This window comes from Paraburkholderia guartelaensis, assembly GCF_004353905.1.
Taxonomy (GTDB): Bacteria; Pseudomonadota; Gammaproteobacteria; order Burkholderiales; family Burkholderiaceae; genus Paraburkholderia; species Paraburkholderia guartelaensis.
In genome coordinates, this window is the sequence record NZ_SMOD01000004.1 from 210022 (window position 1) to 229344 (window position 19323).

The following is a 19323-nucleotide window of genomic DNA, read 5'->3' on the forward strand; positions in this document are numbered from 1 at the left end:
TGATGAGTAAGCGTTAGTGCACGATCGTCACGTCACCGGACGCCTGTTGCACTTCGTGCGCGCGCATGCGCTGAAGCGCGCGCAGGCAGTAGTGCCCGAACCAGAGCGCCGTGAACACCAGAATGAACGCATAGATCCAGATGGTCACCGCCGCCAGCACCGGGAAGAACAGCAGCAGCCACGCGGACACGGCCCAGATCGCCGTAGGCAGCGAGCCCAGCAATCCGCTCACCACGCCGATCACGAGCAGCGGCAGGCGGTGGCTGCGCACGAGCGCCCGGCGCTCCTCGACGCTTGCGTGCAGCGCGAGCGCATCGTAGGTCATCACACGATACGTGAGCCAACCCCACAGGAGCGGCGGAATGAGCGCGAAGAACGGCGGAATGAGCCACAGCGGCAGCGTCACGATCATCACGATCAGGCAGACGATGGTCGTGACGAGCGAATAGAACAGGCTGCCGTACCAGGTGCCGCCGTGCCGCATCTCGAGCATCCCGTACTGGCGCTTCGAAAGATGGCGGATTACGCGCGGCATCGAGATCGCGACGATCAGCAGCAGCACCGTGATCACGATGAGCGGAATCGTCAGGATGATGACGAGAAACGGCGCGATCGTCGCGCGCAGCCAGCCGAAGCCGAGCGCGTCGAATAGATGATAGAGGTAGGCCGTCGACGACCAGTTCGCGAGCGCGCCGCGCATCAGGTCGAGCAGCGGCTGCCAGAACATATAGAGCACGGCGCCCCATACCGCCGCCGCCACGAGAAATGGCACGAAGGTGAGGAGCAGCATGGCGGGATGGAACACGCTCGCGAGCGCGCGTCCGAACGAGCGCAACAGGTCATTCATGCGAGCGGAATACGGCGAAAAGGACGGGTGGAGAACACGGTGTCGGCGAAAGTGGTGCGACCAAGCCGACAGCATAAACCACCGCGCGCACGGCGGGTAAGACGGGTGCGAGGGCGGGCAAGAACGCTGCCACGCCCCACGCGCCCTCCCTGAATCCGGGGTCCTTGAGTGCCCTGTGCTGTCCTGCGGTGACCTTTAGGCCCCGTTCGGTGCCGTGACGGGCGCGCGGTCGTAGAAGTAGATGCCATGCGGCGAGCGGCCCACGGCGATGGTCTTGATGAGCTTCCTGGTTTGCATGTCGATGAGGCCGATGTGCTTCGCGAAGCGGAACGTCACCCACAGGTAGCGCTTGTCGGCGGTCAGTTCCATGTCGTCGGGACCGGGCATCAGGCCGCTGATTTCGCCGGTCTTTTCGAGCGTGTCCTCGTCGATGATGCTGATGACGTTCGCCACGCGGCTCGACACGAGCACATGGTGGCCGTCAACGAGCGAGCGGAAGTTGTGCGCGGCCTTGCCGACCTGGATCGTCTTGACGATCTTCTGGTTGCGCCAGTCCACCACCGCCACGTAGTCGGCGCCCGTCATGCCGACGAGCAGGTACTTGTCGCCGGGCGTGAGCCACAGGCCGGCCGGTGCGGCGCCGACCTTCATCTTCCAGAGGACCTTCTGCGTCGGCAGATCGACCGCAGCGATTTCGCCCGAAACCTGCAGCGAAACGAACACCGTGCGGCTGTCGTTCGTGAACGCCAGGTGGCTCGGCATGGCCGAGAGCGGCAGGCGTTTGGCGAGCGTGATATTGCTGCCGCCCGCGTAGTTGTAGATGTCGAGGCGGTCGAGGCGCAGGCCCGTGGTCACGAACCACTTGCGGTCGGGCGAGAAGCCGAGCTGGTACGGGTCTTCGACGTTTTCGACCCAGCGCTGCGGCTTGCCGGTCTTCGGATCGACGAACAGGAGGTTGTTCGACACCGAGTTCGCGACGATCAGCGAGGCGTTGTCCGGCGTGGGAAAGAGGTGATGCGGCTCCTTGCCCGTGGGCACGGTGCCGACGACTTCGTGCGTCTTGTCGTCGATGAGGCTCAGCGTGGCTTCGCCCGAATTCAGGACGATGATGTTGTTCGCGTAAGCGGCCGTCGAGGCAAATGCGGCAACGGTCGCTGCGCAAGCGAGCGCAAACGTTGCGGCCTTGGCGGCGACGCGGCTAAAGGTGTTGTTGTTCGGCATGAAGAATCGTTCCCGGGCAGATTTGTGATTGTAGAACGTCTACCTGCACGCAAGGTTGACGTAGGGCCCTTGAAATATGAAAGGGGCGCAATTAAGCGCCCCTTTTTCGAACAATTTTGAAGAACTGTTATGGCCCGCAATGCGACTTATCGCTGCATCGACTCCCAAACCTTGTGGAGGCGCTTGACCGAGACCGGCATCGGCGTGCGCAATTCCTGCGCGAAGAGCGAGATGCGCAGCTCTTCGAGCAGCCAGCGGAATTCCGAAAGACGCGGGTCGAACACGCCACCGCGCTGCGAGAGCGCGCGCTGATACTGCTGCGCGAGCGGCTGAAATTCGGCGGCCTGGCGCGCGTCGCGTGCGGGGTCGGCGCGCAGCTTGTCGATGCGCAGCGCGACGCCCTTCAGGTAGCGCGGGAAATGCACGAGTTGTGCGTAGGGCGTGTCCAGAATGAAGCGCTTGCTGATGAGCGCGTCGACCTGCGCCTGCATGTCCGCTGCGGGCGCGCCGAAGGCCTTGGCCTGCACGAGCTTCTTCGCGAGCGACGCATATTCGGCAAGGATCTGCCCCACCAAACGCGCGATTTCCTGCGCGAGCAGCGAGAGACGTCCGCGGCCTTCGTCCTTGCGTGCGTGGAAGCTCGCGTCGTCGTCGGGCAGCGGATCTTGCAGGCAGGCGCGGTCGAGCGCGAGCTCGACCAGCTGGTCGCGCAGCTCTTCCTGCGTGGCGCGCGCCATGAACTGCATCGCCATCTCGCGCAGACCCGGCAGGTTCTTCTCGAGGTAGCGGATCGGCTCGCGCAACTGCAGCGCGAAGAGCCGGCGCAGCCCCGCGCGATGGATGCGTGCGGCCTCCTCCGGCGAATCGAACACTTCGACGTCGCAATGCGAGCCGCGATCGACGAGCGCCGGATAGCCGAATAGCGTCTGTCCGCCGCGACGGATTTCCAGCAGTTCGGGCAGCTTGCCGAAATTCCACGTCGTGAGGTTTTCGTAGAGCGCCGTGGCAGGCGCTGCATCGCCCGGTGCGGGCGTGTGCGGCGCGTTGCTCTTTTGCGGAGCGTCACCGGTTGCCTCGCGCTCGACCTGAGCGTTCTGAGGTGCACCGCTGCCCTGCGCGTGCGTTTCCAGCGCAGCCAGCGCCGTCGCGCTCGCAAGCTTCTGGAATTGCTGCTGCGCCTGCGCACCGAGTTCGGCGCGCAGTTGCGCAAGGTTACGGCCCATCGCGAGCTGGCGACCGTGCTCGTCGATCACCTTGAAGTTCATGAAGAGATGTGCAGGCAGCGTCTCCAGCTTGAAGTCGGCGGACTTCAGGGCGATCTGCTTTTGCTCGCGCACGTCGGCGATCAGCGCTTCCAGCAGGCCGCCCGCACCAAAACGCTCGCCGCCCACGCGCTCTGCGAAGCCGGCAGCGTACTCGGGCAGCGGCACACAGTGGCGGCGCAGCTTCTGCGGCAGCGACTTCAGTAGCAGTTGCGCCTTCTCCTTGAGCATGCCCGGCACGAGCCATTCGCAACGGCGCGCATCGACCTGATTGAGCGCGTAAAGCGGCACCGCGAGCGTCACGCCGTCGCGCGGCGAGCCCGGCTCGAAGTGATACGTCAGCGCCATCGCCACGCCCGACATCGTCATGCGCTTCGGGAACAGCTCGGTCGTCACGCCCGCTGCTTCGTGGCGCATCAGGTCGTCGCGAGAGAGGTACAACAGACGCAGCTTGTCCTCAGGCTCGCCGCCCTTCCTCACCTCGTCGCGATACCAGCGCTCGAACGACGCCCCCGAGTAAATGCCTTCGGGAATCGCCTGATCGTAGAAGCCGTAGATCAGTTCGTCGTCGACCAACACGTCCTGGCGGCGCGACTTGTGTTCCAGTTGCTCGATATCGGCGAGCAGCTTACGGTTGTGCGCGAAGAACGCGAGCTTCGTGTCGAACTCGCCTTCGACGAGCGCGCCGCGAATAAAGAGTTCGCGCGCACGCGACGGGTCCTGCTTGCCGAACGCCACGCGCCGGCGCTGATAGACCGGCAGGCCATACAGCACCCCGCGCTCGAACGCGCTCACCTGCGCAGCGCGTTTTTCCCAATGCGGCTCGGAGAGCGACTTCTTCAGCAAATGCGCGCCGACCTTCTCCAGCCACTCGGGTTCGATCTTCGCGATGCAGCGCGCGTAGAGGCGGCTCGTTTCGACAAGCTCCGCGGCCACCACCCAGCGCCCCGCCTTCTTCACGAGCGCCGAGCCCGGCCACAAGTGGAACTTGATGCCGCGCGCGCCGAGATAATGCGGCTCGTCGTCGGCCTTCAGACCGATATTGCCGAGCAGGCCCGTAAGCAGCGCGTGATGGATCTGCTCGTAGGTCGCATCGGATTCGTTGATGCGCCAGCCGTGCTCGCGCACCACCGTCAGCAATTGAGAATGCACGTCGCGCCATTCGCGCAAACGCAAGTGCGACAGGAAATTCGCGCGGCACGCATCGAGCAGCTGCCGGTTGGACTTCTTGTGCGCGACGGCGTCTTCGAACCATGCCCAGATCTTGAGCCACTGGAGAAACTCGGAGCGCTCGTCGGCAAACCGGCGATGCGCCTGGTCCGCCTGCTCCTGCGCCTCGATAGGCCGGTCGCGCGGATCCTGCACCGACAGCGCACTCGCGATGATGAGCACTTCGCGCAGTGCCTGCTCGTCACGTGCGCCGAGAATCATGCGTCCCACGCGCGGATCGAGCGGCAGGCGCGCGAGTTCGCGGCCGAGCGGCGTGAGCGCGTTGTCGTCGTCCACGGCGCCGAGTTCGTTGAGCAGTTGATAGCCGTCGGCGATCGCGCGGCCCGGCGGCGGCTCGATAAACGGGAACGTCTCGATCGCCGTGAGATGCAGCGACTTCATGCGCAGAATCACGGCGGCGAGCGACGAGCGCAGGATTTCCGGATCGGAGAAGCGCGGCCGCGCGATGAAATCTGATTCCTCGTAAAGCCGGATGCAGATGCCGTCCGCGACACGCCCGCAACGGCCCGCGCGCTGGTTCGCCGCCGCCTGCGCAATCGACTCGATCTGCAGCTGCTCGACCTTGTTGCGATACGAATAGCGCTTCACGCGCGCGAGGCCCGTGTCGACCACATAGCGGATGCCCGGCACTGTGAGCGACGTTTCGGCCACGTTGGTCGCGAGCACGATGCGGCGCGCGTTCGACGGCTTGAATACGCGCTCCTGCTCCTGCGCGGACAGCCGCGCGAACAGCGGCAGGATTTCCGTGTGCGGCGGATGATGCTTGCGCAGCGCTTCCGCGGCGTCGCGAATCTCGCGCTCGCCGGGCAGGAACACGAGCACGTCGCCAGAACCTTCGCGGCAGAGTTCGTCGACGGCATCGACGATGGCTTCCATCAAGTCGCGATCCGTGTCGCGTTGCGACTTTGCGCTTTTTTCGCGGCCCGTCGTGCCCTGCGCGTTCTTCACCGCCGGGCTGTCTTCCTGCACCGGCCGGTAGCGCACCTCGACGGGATACAACCGCCCGCTCACCTCGATCACCGGCGCGGGCTTTTCCTCGCTGCCGAAGTGGCGCGCGAAGCGATCGGCGTCGATGGTCGCCGAGGTCACGATCAGCTTGAGGTCGGGCCGGCGCGGCAAGATCTCCTTGAGATAGCCGAGCAGGAAGTCGATGTTCAGGCTGCGCTCGTGCGCCTCGTCGATGATGATCGTGTCGTAGGCCTTGAGCAGCGGATCGGTTTGCGTCTCCGCGAGCAAAATGCCGTCGGTCATGAGCTTGACCGAAGCGCCCGGCGAGAGATTGTCGGTGAAGCGCACCTTGTAGCCGACCACTTCGCCGAACGGCGTATTGAGTTCGTCGGCGATGCGCCGCGCCGTCGCCGAAGCCGCGATCCGGCGCGGCTGCGTATGGCCGATCAAACCCGTGCCGCCCGCGCCGAGGCCGCGGCCCAGTGCGAGCGCGATTTTCGGCAACTGCGTGGTCTTGCCTGAGCCCGTTTCGCCGCTCACGATCACGACCTGATTCTGTGCGATCGCACGCGCGATTTCTTCGCGGCGGCCGGAGACCGGCAGGGCTTCGGGGAACGTGATGGGCGGAACCTTGTTCGGCTCGACGTTCGTGCGCGGCGGCCGTGGCGGGCGCTCCTGGCGCTCAGCGCGTGGCGGGCGTTCGCGTTCGCCTTCGCTGCCGGGGCGCGGCGCGTGTTCTGACTTCGGCTTCGCGGGTCGCTGCGGGTTCTGCGGGTTCTGCGGCTTCGGCTGGTTCTGCGGGTTCGCCTGCTTCGGAGGTTGCTGCGCGCGCGGCGGGTGATTGCGCGGCGCCTCGGCGCGCGCGTCGCGCGATTCGCTCGAACGATCTCGTGGCTCGTTACGCTGCGCCGGGCGGCGATCGTCGCGCGCCTCGCGTGGCTTGCCCGGTTGCGCGGCGTTGCGCTGCGTGCGCGGTTCGTCTCGCGATGGCGATTGTGACTGCGACTGCGGCGCGGCCTTCGTTTCGCTTACCTGCTCGGCACGCTGCTCGGCACGCTGCTCGGGGCGCTGTTCTGCGCGCGGCGGCGTCGGCTGTTGCGTCTGCGGTTCTGTCTGCGCCGCACGCTTGTCCTGCACGCGCGCGCCGCCCAGCACGCCGCCGCCCATGAGCGCGGCAAGCTTGTCCGTCGACGCGAGCTTTTGCCCGTCGCCATACTTCTGCGACGCGCTTTTCGCCTTCGCGCCGTCTTGCGCCGTTTCCTTCCCGGCCGGGGTGTTGCTGCCCTGCGCCGAGGCAGGTCTTTTGGGTACATTCGACATGGGGGCGCATTATAATCCCGGGCATGAATTCCCAAACCGACCTCGTCCCCGCCACCGCCAGCGCGCCGGCCTCCGCCGCCGCTGCGGATTCCGACTCGCAGATCATGGCGCAGCACGCGCAGTTCGTCGACTGGATGCGATCGGTCGCGCCCTACATCCACGCGTTCCAGGGCAAGACTTTCGTCGTCGGTTTCGGCGGCGAGGTCGTGCACCAGAACCTGCTCAACGCGCTCGTCGCCGACATCGCGCTCCTGCAGGCCATGGGCATCCAGATCGTGCTCGTGCACGGTTCGCGCCCGCAGGTCGAGGAGCAGATGAGCCTGCACGGCGTCGAGTCCGAGTTCTCGCACGGCATGCGCATCACCAATGCCCGCGCGCTCGAATCGGCGAAGGAAGCGGCCGGTGAAGTGCGTCTCGACATCGAGGCCGCGATCAGCCAGGGTCTGCCGAACACGCCGATGGCGCACGCGCACATCAGCGTGGTGTCGGGCAACTTCGTGACGGCACGGCCGGTCGGCATTCTCGACGGCGTGGACTTCCAGCACACGGGCGTCGTGCGCAAGATCGACGCCGATTCGATCCGCCACTCGCTCGCGAGCCGCAAGCTCGTGCTGCTCTCCCCGCTCGGTTTTTCGCCCACGGGCGAGGCGTTCAATCTGTCGATGGAAGACGTCGCCTCAGCCGCGGCCATCGCGCTGCGCGCCGACAAGATCATTTTCCTCACGGAAACGCAGGGCCTGATCGACGAGGAAGGCGAGCTGATCCGCGAAATGTCGCTCGACGACGCCTACAAACTGCAGGAAGGCGGCACCGTGCTCGGCGACGAGGGCTTCTACCTGAAGCACTCCATTCGCGCCTGCCGCGGCGGCGTGGGCCGCGCGCACATCATCCCCTACGCGCTCGACGGCAGCGTGCTGCTCGAACTGTTCCTGCACGACGGCGTGGGCACCATGATCTCGTACGAGAATCTGGAAAGCCTGCGCGAAGCCACGCCTGATGACGTCGGCGGCATTCTCACGCTGATCGAGCCGCTCGAAACCGACGGCACGCTCGTGCGGCGCGGGCGTCACCAGATCGAGCGCGACATCGACCACTTCTCGGTGATCGAGCACGACGGCGTGCTCTTTGGCTGCGCGGCGCTTTACGCGTATTCGCAGGAGCGTATCGGCGAAATGGCGTGCCTTACGGTCTCGCCCGAAGCACAGGGCTCCGGCGACGGCGAACGCCTCTTGCGCCGCATCGAGCAGCGTGCACGGGCACGCGGCCTCACGCGCATTTTTGTGCTCACCACGCGCACCGAACACTGGTTCCTGAAGCGCGGCTTCGTCAAGGCAACGGTCGACGACCTGCCCGAAGACCGCCGCCGCCTCTATAACTGGCAGCGCAAATCGCTCGTGCTGATGAAACAGCTCTGAGCGCGCCGCCACCCACACATACGACTACAGGAGAAGCACAGCATGGCCCGTATGATCCAATGCGCGAAGCTCGGCAAGGAAGCCGAAGGTCTCGACTTTCCGCCGCTGCCGGGCGAGCTCGGCAAGCGCATCTACGAAAGCGTCTCGAAAGAGGCATGGCAGCAGTGGCTCAAGCAGCAGACCATGCTCATCAACGAAAACCGCCTGAACATGGCCGATCCGCGCGCGCGCCAGTACCTGATGAAGCAGACCGAGAAGTTCTTCTTCGGCGAAGGCGCCGACCAGGCTTCCGGCTACGTGCCACCGACCGAAGGCTAAGGCCTCGCGATGCGCACCGGGATCTGTCCCTGAGCTTCACAGACGCAGCTGATTACCCCGCAAAAACCGCGCCCCCGGCGCGGTTTTTTTATGCGCTTCATGCGCGTTCCAGGACGCAGAAACGGTTCCACCGAAACGGCGCAATCCCCCGCCACGTGGGGCTTCCAGCCCGCGCCCCGAATCCCCGCAGATGCCGGGGTTTGCGCGATCTTCCGTTATCGTGCTAACATGTGGCCTCGTTCAACAGGCATTAGCCATCAATTGCATTCGGTAGGCGGCCAAAGCGGCACCCCAAAACGCCATCATTCCGAATGCGCATATGACAAAAGGAACGCTCCGCCACGCGGGCTTCTTTTTCGTTTCAGCGGCGCTTCACTTTGGCACCTCGTGCCGGTCCAGCGTCCTCATGCGCCCTGCCCCCCATCCACGGCCACGCAGGCGCAACGTTAAACACAATTTGTCCGAGTGTCGTTTCGCGACACTTCAGCATTGCTTTCGTGCGCCGCTCGCCTTGTGCGATGCACCATCGGCCCGCCCTCGTCTCTGACGCAAAGTGACGTGCCGAGCGCGAAATGTCGCCGCTATCGCGAAACGGTACTCTCCGGCAACCGTGGCGGGCCCTCGTGGGTTCGTCGCAGTCATTGGAGATGCAGACCTTGACCGCTTCCACTTCCGGCGCGTCGGCCCAGACCGACCTTACCCTCGACGACATCACGATCGTCGACAAAAGCCTCCTCAAACGCGCCGTCGGCGCCATGGCGCTCGGCAACGCCATGGAATGGTTCGACTTCGGCGTGTACAGCTACATCGCCGTCACGCTCGGCCAGGTGTTCTTCCCGTCGAGCAGCCCGTCGGCGCAGCTCATCGCCACGTTCGGCACGTTCGCGGCCGCGTTCCTCGTGCGCCCGATCGGCGGCATGGTGTTCGGGCCGCTCGGCGACCGTATCGGACGCCAGCGCGTGCTCGCGATGACGATGATCATGATGGCCTGCGGCACCTTCGCCATCGGCCTGATTCCCTCGTACAAGTCGATCGGTATTGCCGCGCCCGCGCTGCTGCTCGTGGCGCGGCTGGTTCAGGGCTTCTCGACTGGCGGCGAATATGGCGGCGCGGCCACCTTCATCGCCGAATTCGCCACTGACAAGCGCCGCGGCTTCATGGGCAGCTTCCTCGAATTCGGCACGCTGATCGGCTATGTGTTCGGCGCGGGCACGGTTGCTGTCCTCACCGCCGTGCTCTCGCACCAGCAACTGCTCGACTGGGGCTGGCGCGTGCCGTTCATGATCGCGGGTCCGCTCGGCCTCGTGGGTCTCTATATCCGCATGAAGCTCGAGGAAACGCCCGCGTTCAAGCGCGAAGCGGAACTGCGCGAAGCCGAAGAGCACACGCGCCCGAAGCTCACGCTGCATTCGCTCCTCACGCAGCATCTGCGCCCCTTCCTGCTGTGCGTGGGTCTCGTGCTGATCTTCAACGTGACCGACTACATGGCGCTGTCGTATCTGCCGAGCTATCTCTCGGCGACGCTGCACTTCAACGAGACGCACGGCCTCTTCCTCGTGCTGATCGTGATGGTGCTGATGATGCCGATGACGCTCGCGTTCGGCCGCCTCTCGGACGCCGTGGGCCGCAAGCCCGTGATGCTCGCCGGCTGCGTGGGCCTGATCCTGCTGTCCATCCCGTCGCTCACGCTGATCCAGACGGGCGCGCTCGTGCCGGTGTTTTTCGGTCTCCTGATTCTCGGCGCGCTGCTCTCGTGCTTCACGGGCGTGATGCCCTCCGCGCTGCCGGCGCTGTTCCCGACCGCGATCCGCTATGGCGCGCTCGCCATCGGCTTCAACGTGTCGGTGTCGCTGTTCGGCGGTACCACGCCGCTCGTGGCGGCATGGCTCGTCGAGCACACGCAGAACCTCATGATGCCCGCGTACTACCTGATGGGCGCAGCCGTGATCGGCATCATTTCGGTGCTGACGCTGCATGAAACGGCGCGCCGCCCGCTGCCGGGCTCGGCGCCGAGCGTGAGCACCAAGGCGGAAGCGCACGCGGTGCTGCGCGGTGTGCGCCTCGCGCGCGAACTCGACGAGGAATACGCCGTCGCCAACGCCGTACGCGCCTGATACCGCACCACTGAAACGCAAAAAGGCCAGCTTCGTGCTGGCCTTTTTTCTTGCGCGCTCGCTTGGGACTATTCGACGAGATTGACGTGCTCGACGTCCAATGCGCCGTCGCTGGCGATCGTCAGCATTGCCGCCGAGATCGGCAACTTGAAGCGGCGCGGCCCCGCGCTGCCGGGGTTCACGTACAGCACGCCGTCACGCGTTTCGAGCGCGGGCTTGTGCGAATGCCCGCTCACGACCACTGCAATGCCTTCGCCAGCAGGATCGCCCTGCAGGTCGGGTAGTTCGTGGACCACCGCAAGCCGGACGCCAGCGAGCGCGACGGTCGTTTGCACCGGCAACGCATCGGCCCATGCGCCACGATCGTTGTTGCCGCGCACGGCGGTGAGCGGCGCGATGGCCGCGAGCGTGTCGAGCACCTGCTGATCGCAGATGTCGCCTGCATGCACGATGGCGTCCGCGCCCTCGACGAAGGCGAGCAGCTCCGGGCGCAGCAGATTGTGCGTGTCGGACACCAGTGCAACACGTAGAGGACGTGGCGGATATTTCGCGGGCATGACATTGCGTTTCGATTGAATACTGCCGATTATCGCCGCCCTCACGCCTCGCCGTCGCCTTCCTCAGGCGCTGCGCCGACATATACCGCGAGCCACACGCTCGGCACGGTCGGATCGGTCCACGACACGCGATGACGGCAGTGCGCCGGGATGTGCACGTAGTCGCCGGGCAGCAGGCGTCGCGGCGCCTGCGCCGTGTCCTCGAATTCCAGCGTCGCCGCGCCGGCAAGAAGCGCCACCCACTCCTCGCGCGCGTCGTCGTACCAGAAGCCCGGCGGGCTCGCCTGGCCCGTGGAGATGATGCGCTCGATCAGCACGCCGTCGCGCGAAACGAGCGTATCGAAGCGCTCTTCCTCGGCGTTGCAATCGATGCCCGTGAAGAGATTCCCAAATGCAACCGTGTGCGGTTCGTTCATGCAAAAGCGCTCACTTGAGAGGTTTCAGGCCGTCGAGCAAGGTCGGCACCAGCTCGCTCACGGTCGGGTGGATGTGCATCGCGTATTGCAGCGTCGTATAGGGCGCATCGGCCGTCATCGTGTCGATGAACGTGTGGATCGCCTCGTCGCCCTCGATACCGAAGATGGCCGCGCCGAGAATCCGTTGCGTCTGCGGGTCCACCAGCGCCTTCATGAAACCATCCGTCTCGCCGCGTTCGCGCGCGCGGCCCACGCGCGACATCGGCATGGTGGCGATGAGCGCGGGTTTGCCGCGCTCGCGCACTTCGCGCTCGCTCATGCCGACGCGCGCGAGCGGCGGATCGACGAACACCGCGTAGGCGGGAATGCGTGTGTCGGCGGTGCGCGATTTCCCGTCCAGCAGATTCGCCGCGACGATCTGAAAGTCGTCGTATGAGGTGTGCGTGAACGCGCCGCGGCCATTCACGTCGCCGAGCGCCCAGATGCCCTGCACGCGCGTGCGCAATTGCCCGTCCACGGCGATGAGCCCGTGCGCGTCGCGCTCGATGCCTGCAGCCTCCAGCCCCAGATCGTCGGTGTTTGGCAGGCGGCCGGTCGCGAAGAGCAGATGCGAAACGTCGAGCGGCCCGCTGTCGAGCGCGATGCGCACGCCCGTCTGGCCATCCAGCGGCGCGACGCTGCGCGGCTCTGCCCCGAAGCGAAATTCCACGCCTTCGCGTGCGAGCACGTCCTGTACCGCGCGCGAATAATCCTCGTCCTCGCGCGCGAGCACGCGTTGCCCGCGCACGAGCACCGTCACGCAGCTGCCGAAGCGGCGGAACATCTGCGCGAATTCGAGCGCCACGTAGCTGCCGCCGCAGATCGCCAGATGCTCGGGTAGTTGCTCCAGCGCGAGCAGCGTCGAGTTAGTCTCGTAGCGGATTGTTTCGACGCCGGGAATGGCAGGAATCAGCGCACGCGTGCCCGTGTTGATGAAGATCTCGGGCGCTTCGAGATCGACCTGCGCACCGTCGTGCGCAGCCACGCGCACCGTGTGCGCGCCCGTGAAGCGCGCGTGTCCCTTGAACACGCTGACGTTCGGCGCATGGCGCAGCCACTGCTCGACGCCATCGCGCGACGCCGCGATGATGCGCTCCTTGCGCGCCTTCACGAACGCGAGATCGACGCGAACGTCGCCCGGTTGCGTACCCTTGCCGATTTGCACGCCGAAATCCGCCGCATGGCGCGCCACGTGCGCGGCACGTGCGCAGGCGACATACGCCTTGGTCGGCGTGCAGCCCACGTTCACACAGGTCCCGCCGAATGACGCGCGCTCGATCACCGCGGTCTTGCGGCCGCTCTTGCCAAGCCGCACCGCGAGAGGCGGGCCGCTCTGCCCCGTGCCGATCACGATCGCATCGAAACGTTGTGCCATGCCGCTCTCCTTTGCCGTTGACGCGGGTTGAGCCACGGGTTGAGCCGATTCGCCGGGCGGGTCGCCGCGAGTCGCGAAAGGCGGCCGATCGCGCCATCTTACGCGCGACGAATGGCCATCGCCCGCAGCGTGAATCTGCGAATCGGGTACGCATCGGCGCGCATTGCGAAAAGGAACGAACGCGCAAAAAAAGAGCCGCCTCGCACGTCGAGGCGGCTCACAGGGTGACGTCACAACAGCAAACGGGCGAAGCCGCTGCGCGTCAGGGGGATCGTCGAACACCGGACGCGCTTGCGTCCGGCGCTCGGTGAATCTGTGACTGGAAATTCAGTCGTTAAAGTGTGGGAAATTCAGTGCGCGCGTTGTCAGTACACGATCAGTGCACGCAATCGGTGGCCGCACATTCTCCATGGCCCGCGTTCCAGAGTTCGCGCGAGCGCAGGAATGCGGCGCGCGCGCCGCGCGTCGCCATCATCAGGCCGACTTGCCCCATGTTGAAGTCGTGCGACACCATCAGCTGCATCAGGTCCACCATCGGCAGGACCAATGCTGGCTGATATAACTGTCGTTCGATAAAGGATTTCATGACCGCTCCCGCTGCATGCCCCACGTCCTCCTGACGCAAGGTCATTCAATGGTTGTCATTCTAGGAATGCAGCGTGCTCGGATAAATGGGCTGCCCGCGAAGTCACTTGTCGAAAATCGCCAACAATCGAAACGGGTGCGGCGGCAGGGGGGCGGCGGCGCGCCCGCCGTGCACGGCCGGGCATCGCGCGCAGCCGCGCCAGACGGGGCTCTGCGCAAATCGCAGTCGCGCGGACGCTTTAGTCGAGGGGCGTGGCAACGAATTCCGGGAGCGTCTCGGCGCGCGCGGAAAGCGCCGCAATAGCCGGATATCGGGCGGGATCGGCGCAGCCGGGCAGCATGTACTGGTTAAAACGCCATGCAACGGCCGCAGTGATGTCGGCCTGCGTGATGCGGCCCGCGCACAGCCAGCCGTCGCGGCCAGCGACAAGCTGGTCGAGCACAACCCAGGCCGCATGCATCTGGGCGTTCACGCGGTCGAACCACGGCTCGTGCTGGCGCTCGGCTGGGCGCAACTGGCGCTCATAGACCTGCTGCACCGTCTTTTCCATGGCCGCGAGCGCGAAACCGTTCACGCGCAGCGCGAAGGTCCGCTCCTGCGTCTCTTCCGGCATCAGCCGCCGCGCGGCGGGCACTTTGCGGTCCAGGTAGTCGAGGATCAGCGTCGAGTCGATCAGCTGGGTGCCGTCGTCGTCGATGAAGGTGGGCGCCTTCACGACGGGATTGATCTGAGCAAATTCGTCGTACTGCCGAAAAACCGAAATGCTGCGGTGCTCGAACTCGAGCCCGAGCACATGGAGCGAAATCGCGACGCGACGCACATAGGGGGAGTCCATCATGCCGATCAACTGCATGGGTTCACCTCGTACAGGAAAAAGGGGATCGGGCGTCGATCTTGCAGGAAGCCCCGCCGCATTTCAAGCCGTGTTGCGCGCCCCCGGATCGGCGCCATGGCGCATTGCATTTTCACGTTTCCCGTGGGCGGAAAAAACGGTGTCGCATGCTGTTTTGCCGCGGCCCGTTGTGCAAAAACACACCGTGTCGATGTGCCACGTCCTGTCCGCCGCGCAACAGGACTACATTTGTTAGCAGACGTCGAATCTGACGCGTCGCGGCATTGTTGCGACGCAGCGCCCAGCCCCGCGTACGTGCGCTTTTTTAGCGTTCCGCGCTGCTCAAGGCGCAGCGGCGCGCAAGGGGCAAGCGAAGGATGCCGAAGCATTACGCAGACCGCATGAAAGCGCGTTTTTGCGCGCCACATGTGCTGCAGTGCATCGCCGGGAAACTCCTGGATTCGGACGCCGAACGGCTGAGATAGTCTCAATGCACAAGGAGACGAAATCATGAGACAAGCATTCAATGTTGGTGTTGTCATCGTCCTCGCACTCCTCCTCGCGAATCGTGCCATGACACGTGTGCAGGCTCACGAGGCTGGCTCGCTTACCTGTGCCCAGGGCTCTGCACTCGTCAAAGCCGAAGCGCTCGTACGCGGATTCGGCGAACGCGGCGCGAGCGCCCAGAGCGAAAACTTCCTCTCTTCCTGTCTCGTTTCGGGCCAGGGCCAAGTCGGCGACCTGATCGCCCACGACTGAGCGCCCTGCGCGCCGCGACCGCCCAGGCGCGTTTCGCGGCGTGGGCGCCGTTCAACGGCGCGGCGCGTGGTGCTGCGCTCGCTCGCGGACGCAGCGTCCGATGAGCGCTCATCATCAGCCCGCGCGACGCCGTACATCACCCGGCTGAACCGGGCTACGCGCCCGGCACCGCTCACTTTCGCGGGGCGGCCGCCCCGATTGCCGCCCGACGTAAGCGCCTGGCTGCGCGACCCACCCAGCCTTGGCCCCGGGCGCTGGCACCCGTAAATTCACGCGCCGCCTGCTGGAAACCGGCTCGCGCCTGATTGCCGCCGAGCCCGTGGCCGCGACGCGCGTGAAGTTCGCCGTCGCGCTACCCCAACTCGACACCCGCTCCGAGACCCCTTAGTCGCTCTCGCCGACGCAGCACATCGCTTTGGGTTGCCAATTCCCCGGGTTGGCGGCGAGAATGCTCGCGGACCACGGAGAATCTATGAAAGGTTGCATCCTGTTGTTTGGAGTCAGCATGCTGGCGGCGTGCACATCGGTAACCGCCGTCAATTCGAGACAGGATGGTCATCTCACCGTCACGAGCCGCGCGCGCTGGGATCTGGTTTCGTGGAACCACGTGCGCGCAGCCGGGCTCAGCGAAGCCGAAGACTACTGCGAAAAACAGAAGAAGCAGCTGCACACGGTCGAGATCCACAGCGAGGGCCTGCGCGGTGTAACGTCCCAGACAGTAGAGGTAATCTTCGACTGCATCTGATGGGTTCCGCACGGTTTCTTCGCTCATCCGCGCCGAACGGGCGTTGCGCGCCGTTACCCCCGCTGCTACAGCCCACATTCCTTGCAAAAGCGCAATAGTTTGTTGTCGTTCACCCTGATACCCAAATCGCATGACCGCGCTAAACTGACGATACATTTTGTTACGTTTAGGACCGAGTCATGTTGACCGCATTCTTTATCGCCTGCCCCTTCGGCATCGCGGCATTGTTCGGGTTCGCAAGGCTGATCAATCCGCTGACCGGGAAGATCGGTAATCGTTGAGTGCGCAAGCGCCTTCTTGCGGCACAGCGCTCCACTGATCCTCGCGCCGCCATTCTGCGCGGCTGCTCCAGGTTTCCCCCGCCCTCTCCCGTTTTTTCCTTCGCCGTAGCCAGATCCCTTCGTGCGCCCGCACGGATTTAGCCATGCAAATGAAAAACCCGCGAAGCCTGACGCTATCGCGGGTTTTCGGAATCCAGCGGAAGTTGCTGGAACAAGCACTGGAACAACATCTGGTGCCGGGGACCGGACTCGAACCGGCAAGCCGTTAGGCGGCGGATTTTCGTCACACCACGTCTTTCGACGCCACGCGCCCCTGTATGGACGCGCGTTCGTGCGCTGGACTATGCCTTCGCCGTCGCCAGGCGCCGCGTGTGTCACGCCGCGCTCAGCCTTAGGCGCCCCCCGTCTAGTCTCTACACCTTCCTGAGCGCCGCTTTGCGCGGCAACCGGCTTGGCTCGGCGTTGCCTCGGCGCCTCGCGCGCAACGCGCTTCAAGGCCCAGGGGGTTCGCCGAATTTGAGGGGTTCTGCACCGGCCGTTTCCGGTCGGGCACTCAATCGTTTCTTAAGTCCGCTATGTTTACCAATTTCATCACCCCGGCAGGGCGGACGCGATTCTACCATTGCCCGGCGCGCGTCCCAAAGGCGTGACGGGGGACCGCATCCGTCATCTGCCGGTCATACGCATTTTTCATAATCGGCCCCATCGAAAACGTTTACATACGACGCCGGGGCCGATCGCATGACGCCAACCATCAAGGATGTCGCCGCACACGCCGGATTCTCGATCGCCACGGTGTCACGCGCGATCAACGCGCCTCACACCGTCAACCCCATCACGCTCGCGCGGGTGCGCGAAGCGATCGATGCGCTGAAGTTCCGCCCCAACCCGCTCGGCCGCCAGTTGCGCGGCGAGCGCACGCGTCTCATCGGCGTGGTGCTGCCCACGCTCGCCAATCCGGTGTTCGCGGAGTGCCTGCAGGGCATCGACGAACTTGCCGCGGCGCAGGGTTTCCGCCTCATGCTGATGACCACGCAGTACGACGCCGACCGCGAGCGCCATGCGATCGAGACGTTGCGCGCGCAACGTGTCGAGGGCCTGATCCTGACCGTTGCCGACGCCGACACGCACCCCCTGCTCGACGAACTCGACGCTGACGGACCGCTCTACGTGCTGATGCACAACGACACGAAGCGCCGCCCGTCGGTGTCGGTGGACAACCACCAGGCCGCCTGCGACGGCGTACGCACGCTCATCGCGCATGGCCATCGCCGCATCCTCATGCTGGCCGGCACGCTCGCCGCCTCCGATCGCGCGCGCCAGCGCCATGCCGGCTACGCCCTTGCGATGCAGCAGGCCGGCCTCACGCCCGCACCGGCCCTCGAAGTCGATTTCAACGCGCAAGAACTCGCGCCTTCGGTGCTCGCCCATCTGACGAGCGGGCCCGCGCGCCCCACGGCCCTCTTCTGCAGTAACGACCTGCTGGCCATGGTCGTGATGCGCGGACTGCGCCGCGCCCGCCTGCGCGTGCCGCAGGACATGTCGATTCTCGGCTTCGACGGCCTCGCGATGAGCGAACTGCTCGCGCCGCCGCTCGCGAGCATCGGCACGCCGAACCGCGAAATCGGCTGCGAAGCGTGGCAATGCCTGATGGCGCGCATCGGCGGCCAGTACGCGGGGCCGCTCGCCAATACGCTGCCGCACACCTTGCGCGCAGGCGGCACCATCGCGGCGATCGCGCACGCTCCGCTCGGCGCACGTGGAAGCGCGATCGATCGCGACCTCGAACTCGGCGGCGCGCTTTCGTGAGTTCGCGGCAAGCCTGAAGAACGAACCGAACAAGCTAAACAATCCGGACCGCGCACGCACGCGGCCCTCATCCACCAGAACGCTCTCGCAACCGACCTGGAGACCTGCCGTGACCAGCCGACTCGCCTTTGCCGGCCCGCTTTCGCTTGTGCCCGTGCGCGCCGCCCTGCGCGCGCTAGCCGCGCCCGTACGGCGCTTGACCCGCCTAACGCGCCTGCGCCGCGCGCTCCCGCTCGCTGCGAGCGCCGCCGCCCTCGCAGCCGGTCTTGCCGCGCCGCTTGCAGCACAGGCCGATCAGACCGCAATCTGCTACAACTGCCCGCCCGAATGGGCCGACTGGGCAAGCCAGATCCAGGCGATCCAGAAAGAGACCGGCATTCGCGTGCCGTTCGACAACAAGAACTCCGGCCAATCCATCGCACAACTGATGGCCGAGCAGAAGAGCCCGGTGGCGGACGTCGTCTACCTCGGCGTGTCTTCGGCATTTCAGGCGAAGGACAAGGGCGTGATCACGCCGTACAAGCCCGCGCACTGGAACGACATTCCCGCCGACCTCAAGGACCCGCAAGGCTACTGGTTCGCCATCCACTCGGGCACGCTCGGCTTCTTCGTCAACAAGGACGCGCTCGAAGGCAAGCCGGTGCCGCGTTCGTGGGCCGATCTCCTCAAGCCCGAGTACAAGGGCATGGTCGGCTACCTCGATCCGTCGAGCGCCTTCGTCGGCTATGCGGGCGCGGTGGCCGTGAATCTCGCGTTGGGCGGCACGCTCGACAACTTCCAGCCCGCGTTCGAATGGTTCAGCAAGCTCAAGGCCAACCAGCCGATCGTGCCGAAGCAGACCGCTTACGCGCGCGTGCTGTCGGGTGAGATTCCTATCCTGCTCGACTACGACTTCGACGCCTACCGCGCCAAGTACAAGGACCACGCGAACGTCGAGTTCGTGATCCCGAAGGAAGGCACGATTTCGGTGCCCTACGTGATGAGCCTCGTGAAGAACGGCCCGCACGAAGCGAACGGCAAGAAGGTGCTCGACTTCGTGCTCTCAGACGAAGGACAGAAGCTCTGGGCCAATGCTTACCTGCGCCCGGTGCGCGCAAGTGCGCTCTCGCCGGAAGCGGCATCGAAGTTCCTGCCCGCGAGCGACTACGCACGCGCAAAACCGGTGGACTTCGCGAAGATGGCGGCGCAGCAGCAGGCGTTCGGCGAGCACTATCTGCAGATCATGCACTGATACCCCAGCCGATCACTT

Annotated in this window: 16 protein-coding genes; 8 read left to right on the plus strand and 8 right to left on the minus strand. The window is 65.3% G+C overall.

The annotated features are described in order from the left end of the window. Positions 1 to 13: 13 nt before the first annotated feature. From E1N52_RS07255 to hrpA, 3 genes are all read right to left on the minus strand, one after another. Entirely contained in the window at positions 14 to 847 is an 834-nt protein-coding gene (locus E1N52_RS07255; protein ID WP_133181501.1) for an EI24 domain-containing protein, read from the minus strand. Between the two features lie 195 nt (positions 848 to 1042). After that, positions 1043 to 2068 (minus strand): YVTN family beta-propeller repeat protein, encoded by a 1026-nt coding sequence (locus E1N52_RS07260; protein WP_133181503.1) that lies wholly within the window; start codon positions 2066 to 2068, stop codon positions 1043 to 1045. A gap of 146 nt (positions 2069 to 2214) precedes the next feature. Beyond that, positions 2215 to 6828, minus strand: a complete 4614-nt coding sequence (hrpA, locus tag E1N52_RS07265) for an ATP-dependent RNA helicase HrpA (RefSeq protein WP_133181505.1) — start codon at positions 6826 to 6828, stop codon at positions 2215 to 2217. Between the two features lie 23 nt (positions 6829 to 6851). On the opposite strand from hrpA, the gene argA reads away from it, so the two are divergent. The 3 genes from argA (at position 6852) to proP (ending at position 10675) form a co-directional block, all read left to right on the plus strand. Then, positions 6852 to 8243, plus strand: coding sequence for an amino-acid N-acetyltransferase (argA, locus tag E1N52_RS07270; RefSeq protein WP_133181507.1), 1392 nt, complete (start codon positions 6852 to 6854; stop codon positions 8241 to 8243). Positions 8244 to 8285: 42 nt separating this feature from the next. Further along, positions 8286 to 8561, plus strand: coding sequence for an oxidative damage protection protein (locus E1N52_RS07275; protein ID WP_069268157.1), 276 nt, complete (start codon positions 8286 to 8288; stop codon positions 8559 to 8561). A 656-nt stretch (positions 8562 to 9217) separates the two neighbouring features. Beyond that, complete coding sequence (gene proP / locus E1N52_RS07280; protein WP_425468023.1) at positions 9218 to 10675, plus strand: glycine betaine/L-proline transporter ProP; 1458 nt, start codon at positions 9218 to 9220, stop codon at positions 10673 to 10675. Between the two features lie 68 nt (positions 10676 to 10743). Here the strand turns inward: proP and E1N52_RS07285 are convergent, their stop codons facing one another. From E1N52_RS07285 to E1N52_RS07305, 5 genes are all read right to left on the minus strand, one after another. Then, positions 10744 to 11232 carry a metallophosphoesterase family protein gene (locus E1N52_RS07285; RefSeq protein WP_133181511.1) on the minus strand — a complete coding sequence of 163 codons (489 nt, stop codon included), beginning with the start codon at positions 11230 to 11232 and terminating at the stop codon, positions 10744 to 10746. 41 nt (positions 11233 to 11273) lie between these two features. Then, a complete protein-coding gene (locus E1N52_RS07290; RefSeq protein WP_133181512.1) occupies positions 11274 to 11648 on the minus strand; it encodes a cupin domain-containing protein in 375 nt (124 codons plus the stop codon). Between the two features lie 10 nt (positions 11649 to 11658). Next, the gene (locus tag E1N52_RS07295) at positions 11659 to 13062 is read right to left on the minus strand and encodes an FAD-containing oxidoreductase (RefSeq protein ID WP_133181514.1); all 1404 of its coding nucleotides are present in this window, start codon (positions 13060 to 13062) and stop codon (positions 11659 to 11661) included. Between the two features lie 376 nt (positions 13063 to 13438). Beyond that, complete coding sequence (locus E1N52_RS07300; protein WP_133181516.1) at positions 13439 to 13648, minus strand: hypothetical protein; 210 nt, start codon at positions 13646 to 13648, stop codon at positions 13439 to 13441. Positions 13649 to 13886: 238 nt separating this feature from the next. Then, entirely contained in the window at positions 13887 to 14501 is a 615-nt protein-coding gene (locus E1N52_RS07305) for a glutathione S-transferase family protein (protein ID WP_133181518.1), read from the minus strand. On the opposite strand from E1N52_RS07305, the gene E1N52_RS07310 reads away from it, so the two are divergent. The 5 genes from E1N52_RS07310 (at position 14485) to E1N52_RS07330 (ending at position 19305) form a co-directional block, all read left to right on the plus strand. Continuing rightward, on the plus strand, positions 14485 to 14736 hold the full coding sequence (locus tag E1N52_RS07310) for a hypothetical protein (protein WP_133181520.1): 252 nt from the start codon (positions 14485 to 14487) through the stop codon (positions 14734 to 14736). The genes E1N52_RS07305 and E1N52_RS07310 overlap by 17 nt on opposite strands. Positions 14737 to 14990: 254 nt before the next feature. Next, positions 14991 to 15239, plus strand: a complete 249-nt coding sequence (locus E1N52_RS07315; RefSeq protein ID WP_042264780.1) for a hypothetical protein — start codon at positions 14991 to 14993, stop codon at positions 15237 to 15239. 472 nt (positions 15240 to 15711) lie between these two features. Next, positions 15712 to 15984, plus strand: a complete 273-nt coding sequence (locus E1N52_RS07320) for a hypothetical protein (protein ID WP_028204216.1) — start codon at positions 15712 to 15714, stop codon at positions 15982 to 15984. A gap of 1022 nt (positions 15985 to 17006) precedes the next feature. After that, positions 17007 to 18074: a LacI family DNA-binding transcriptional regulator gene (locus E1N52_RS07325; protein WP_133181522.1), complete on the plus strand. Its 1068-nt coding sequence runs from the start codon at positions 17007 to 17009 to the stop codon at positions 18072 to 18074. A 196-nt stretch (positions 18075 to 18270) separates the two neighbouring features. Continuing rightward, complete coding sequence (locus tag E1N52_RS07330) at positions 18271 to 19305, plus strand: ABC transporter substrate-binding protein (RefSeq protein ID WP_133181692.1); 1035 nt, start codon at positions 18271 to 18273, stop codon at positions 19303 to 19305. Positions 19306 to 19323 lie beyond the last annotated feature (18 nt).

What these genes read in the sequence shown, in the direction of transcription:
- E1N52_RS07310 (WP_133181520.1), top strand. Translation starts at nt 14,485, where the DNA reads ATGCCGATCAACTGCATGGGTTCACCTCGTACAGGAAAAAGGGGATCG.
- E1N52_RS07290 (WP_133181512.1), bottom strand. Translation starts at nt 11,648, where the DNA reads ATGAACGAACCGCACACGGTTGCATTTGGGAATCTCTTCACGGGCATC.
- E1N52_RS07275 (WP_069268157.1), top strand. Translation starts at nt 8,286, where the DNA reads ATGGCCCGTATGATCCAATGCGCGAAGCTCGGCAAGGAAGCCGAAGGT.
- E1N52_RS07295 (WP_133181514.1), bottom strand. Translation starts at nt 13,062, where the DNA reads ATGGCACAACGTTTCGATGCGATCGTGATCGGCACGGGGCAGAGCGGC.
- argA (WP_133181507.1), top strand. Translation starts at nt 6,852, where the DNA reads ATGAATTCCCAAACCGACCTCGTCCCCGCCACCGCCAGCGCGCCGGCC.
- hrpA (WP_133181505.1), bottom strand. Translation starts at nt 6,828, where the DNA reads ATGTCGAATGTACCCAAAAGACCTGCCTCGGCGCAGGGCAGCAACACC.
- E1N52_RS07300 (WP_133181516.1), bottom strand. Translation starts at nt 13,648, where the DNA reads ATGAAATCCTTTATCGAACGACAGTTATATCAGCCAGCATTGGTCCTG.
- E1N52_RS07285 (WP_133181511.1), bottom strand. Translation starts at nt 11,232, where the DNA reads ATGCCCGCGAAATATCCGCCACGTCCTCTACGTGTTGCACTGGTGTCC.
- E1N52_RS07260 (WP_133181503.1), bottom strand. Translation starts at nt 2,068, where the DNA reads ATGCCGAACAACAACACCTTTAGCCGCGTCGCCGCCAAGGCCGCAACG.
- E1N52_RS07305 (WP_133181518.1), bottom strand. Translation starts at nt 14,501, where the DNA reads ATGCAGTTGATCGGCATGATGGACTCCCCCTATGTGCGTCGCGTCGCG.
- E1N52_RS07315 (WP_042264780.1), top strand. Translation starts at nt 14,991, where the DNA reads ATGAGACAAGCATTCAATGTTGGTGTTGTCATCGTCCTCGCACTCCTC.
- E1N52_RS07320 (WP_028204216.1), top strand. Translation starts at nt 15,712, where the DNA reads ATGAAAGGTTGCATCCTGTTGTTTGGAGTCAGCATGCTGGCGGCGTGC.
- E1N52_RS07255 (WP_133181501.1), bottom strand. Translation starts at nt 847, where the DNA reads ATGAATGACCTGTTGCGCTCGTTCGGACGCGCGCTCGCGAGCGTGTTC.
- E1N52_RS07325 (WP_133181522.1), top strand. Translation starts at nt 17,007, where the DNA reads ATGACGCCAACCATCAAGGATGTCGCCGCACACGCCGGATTCTCGATC.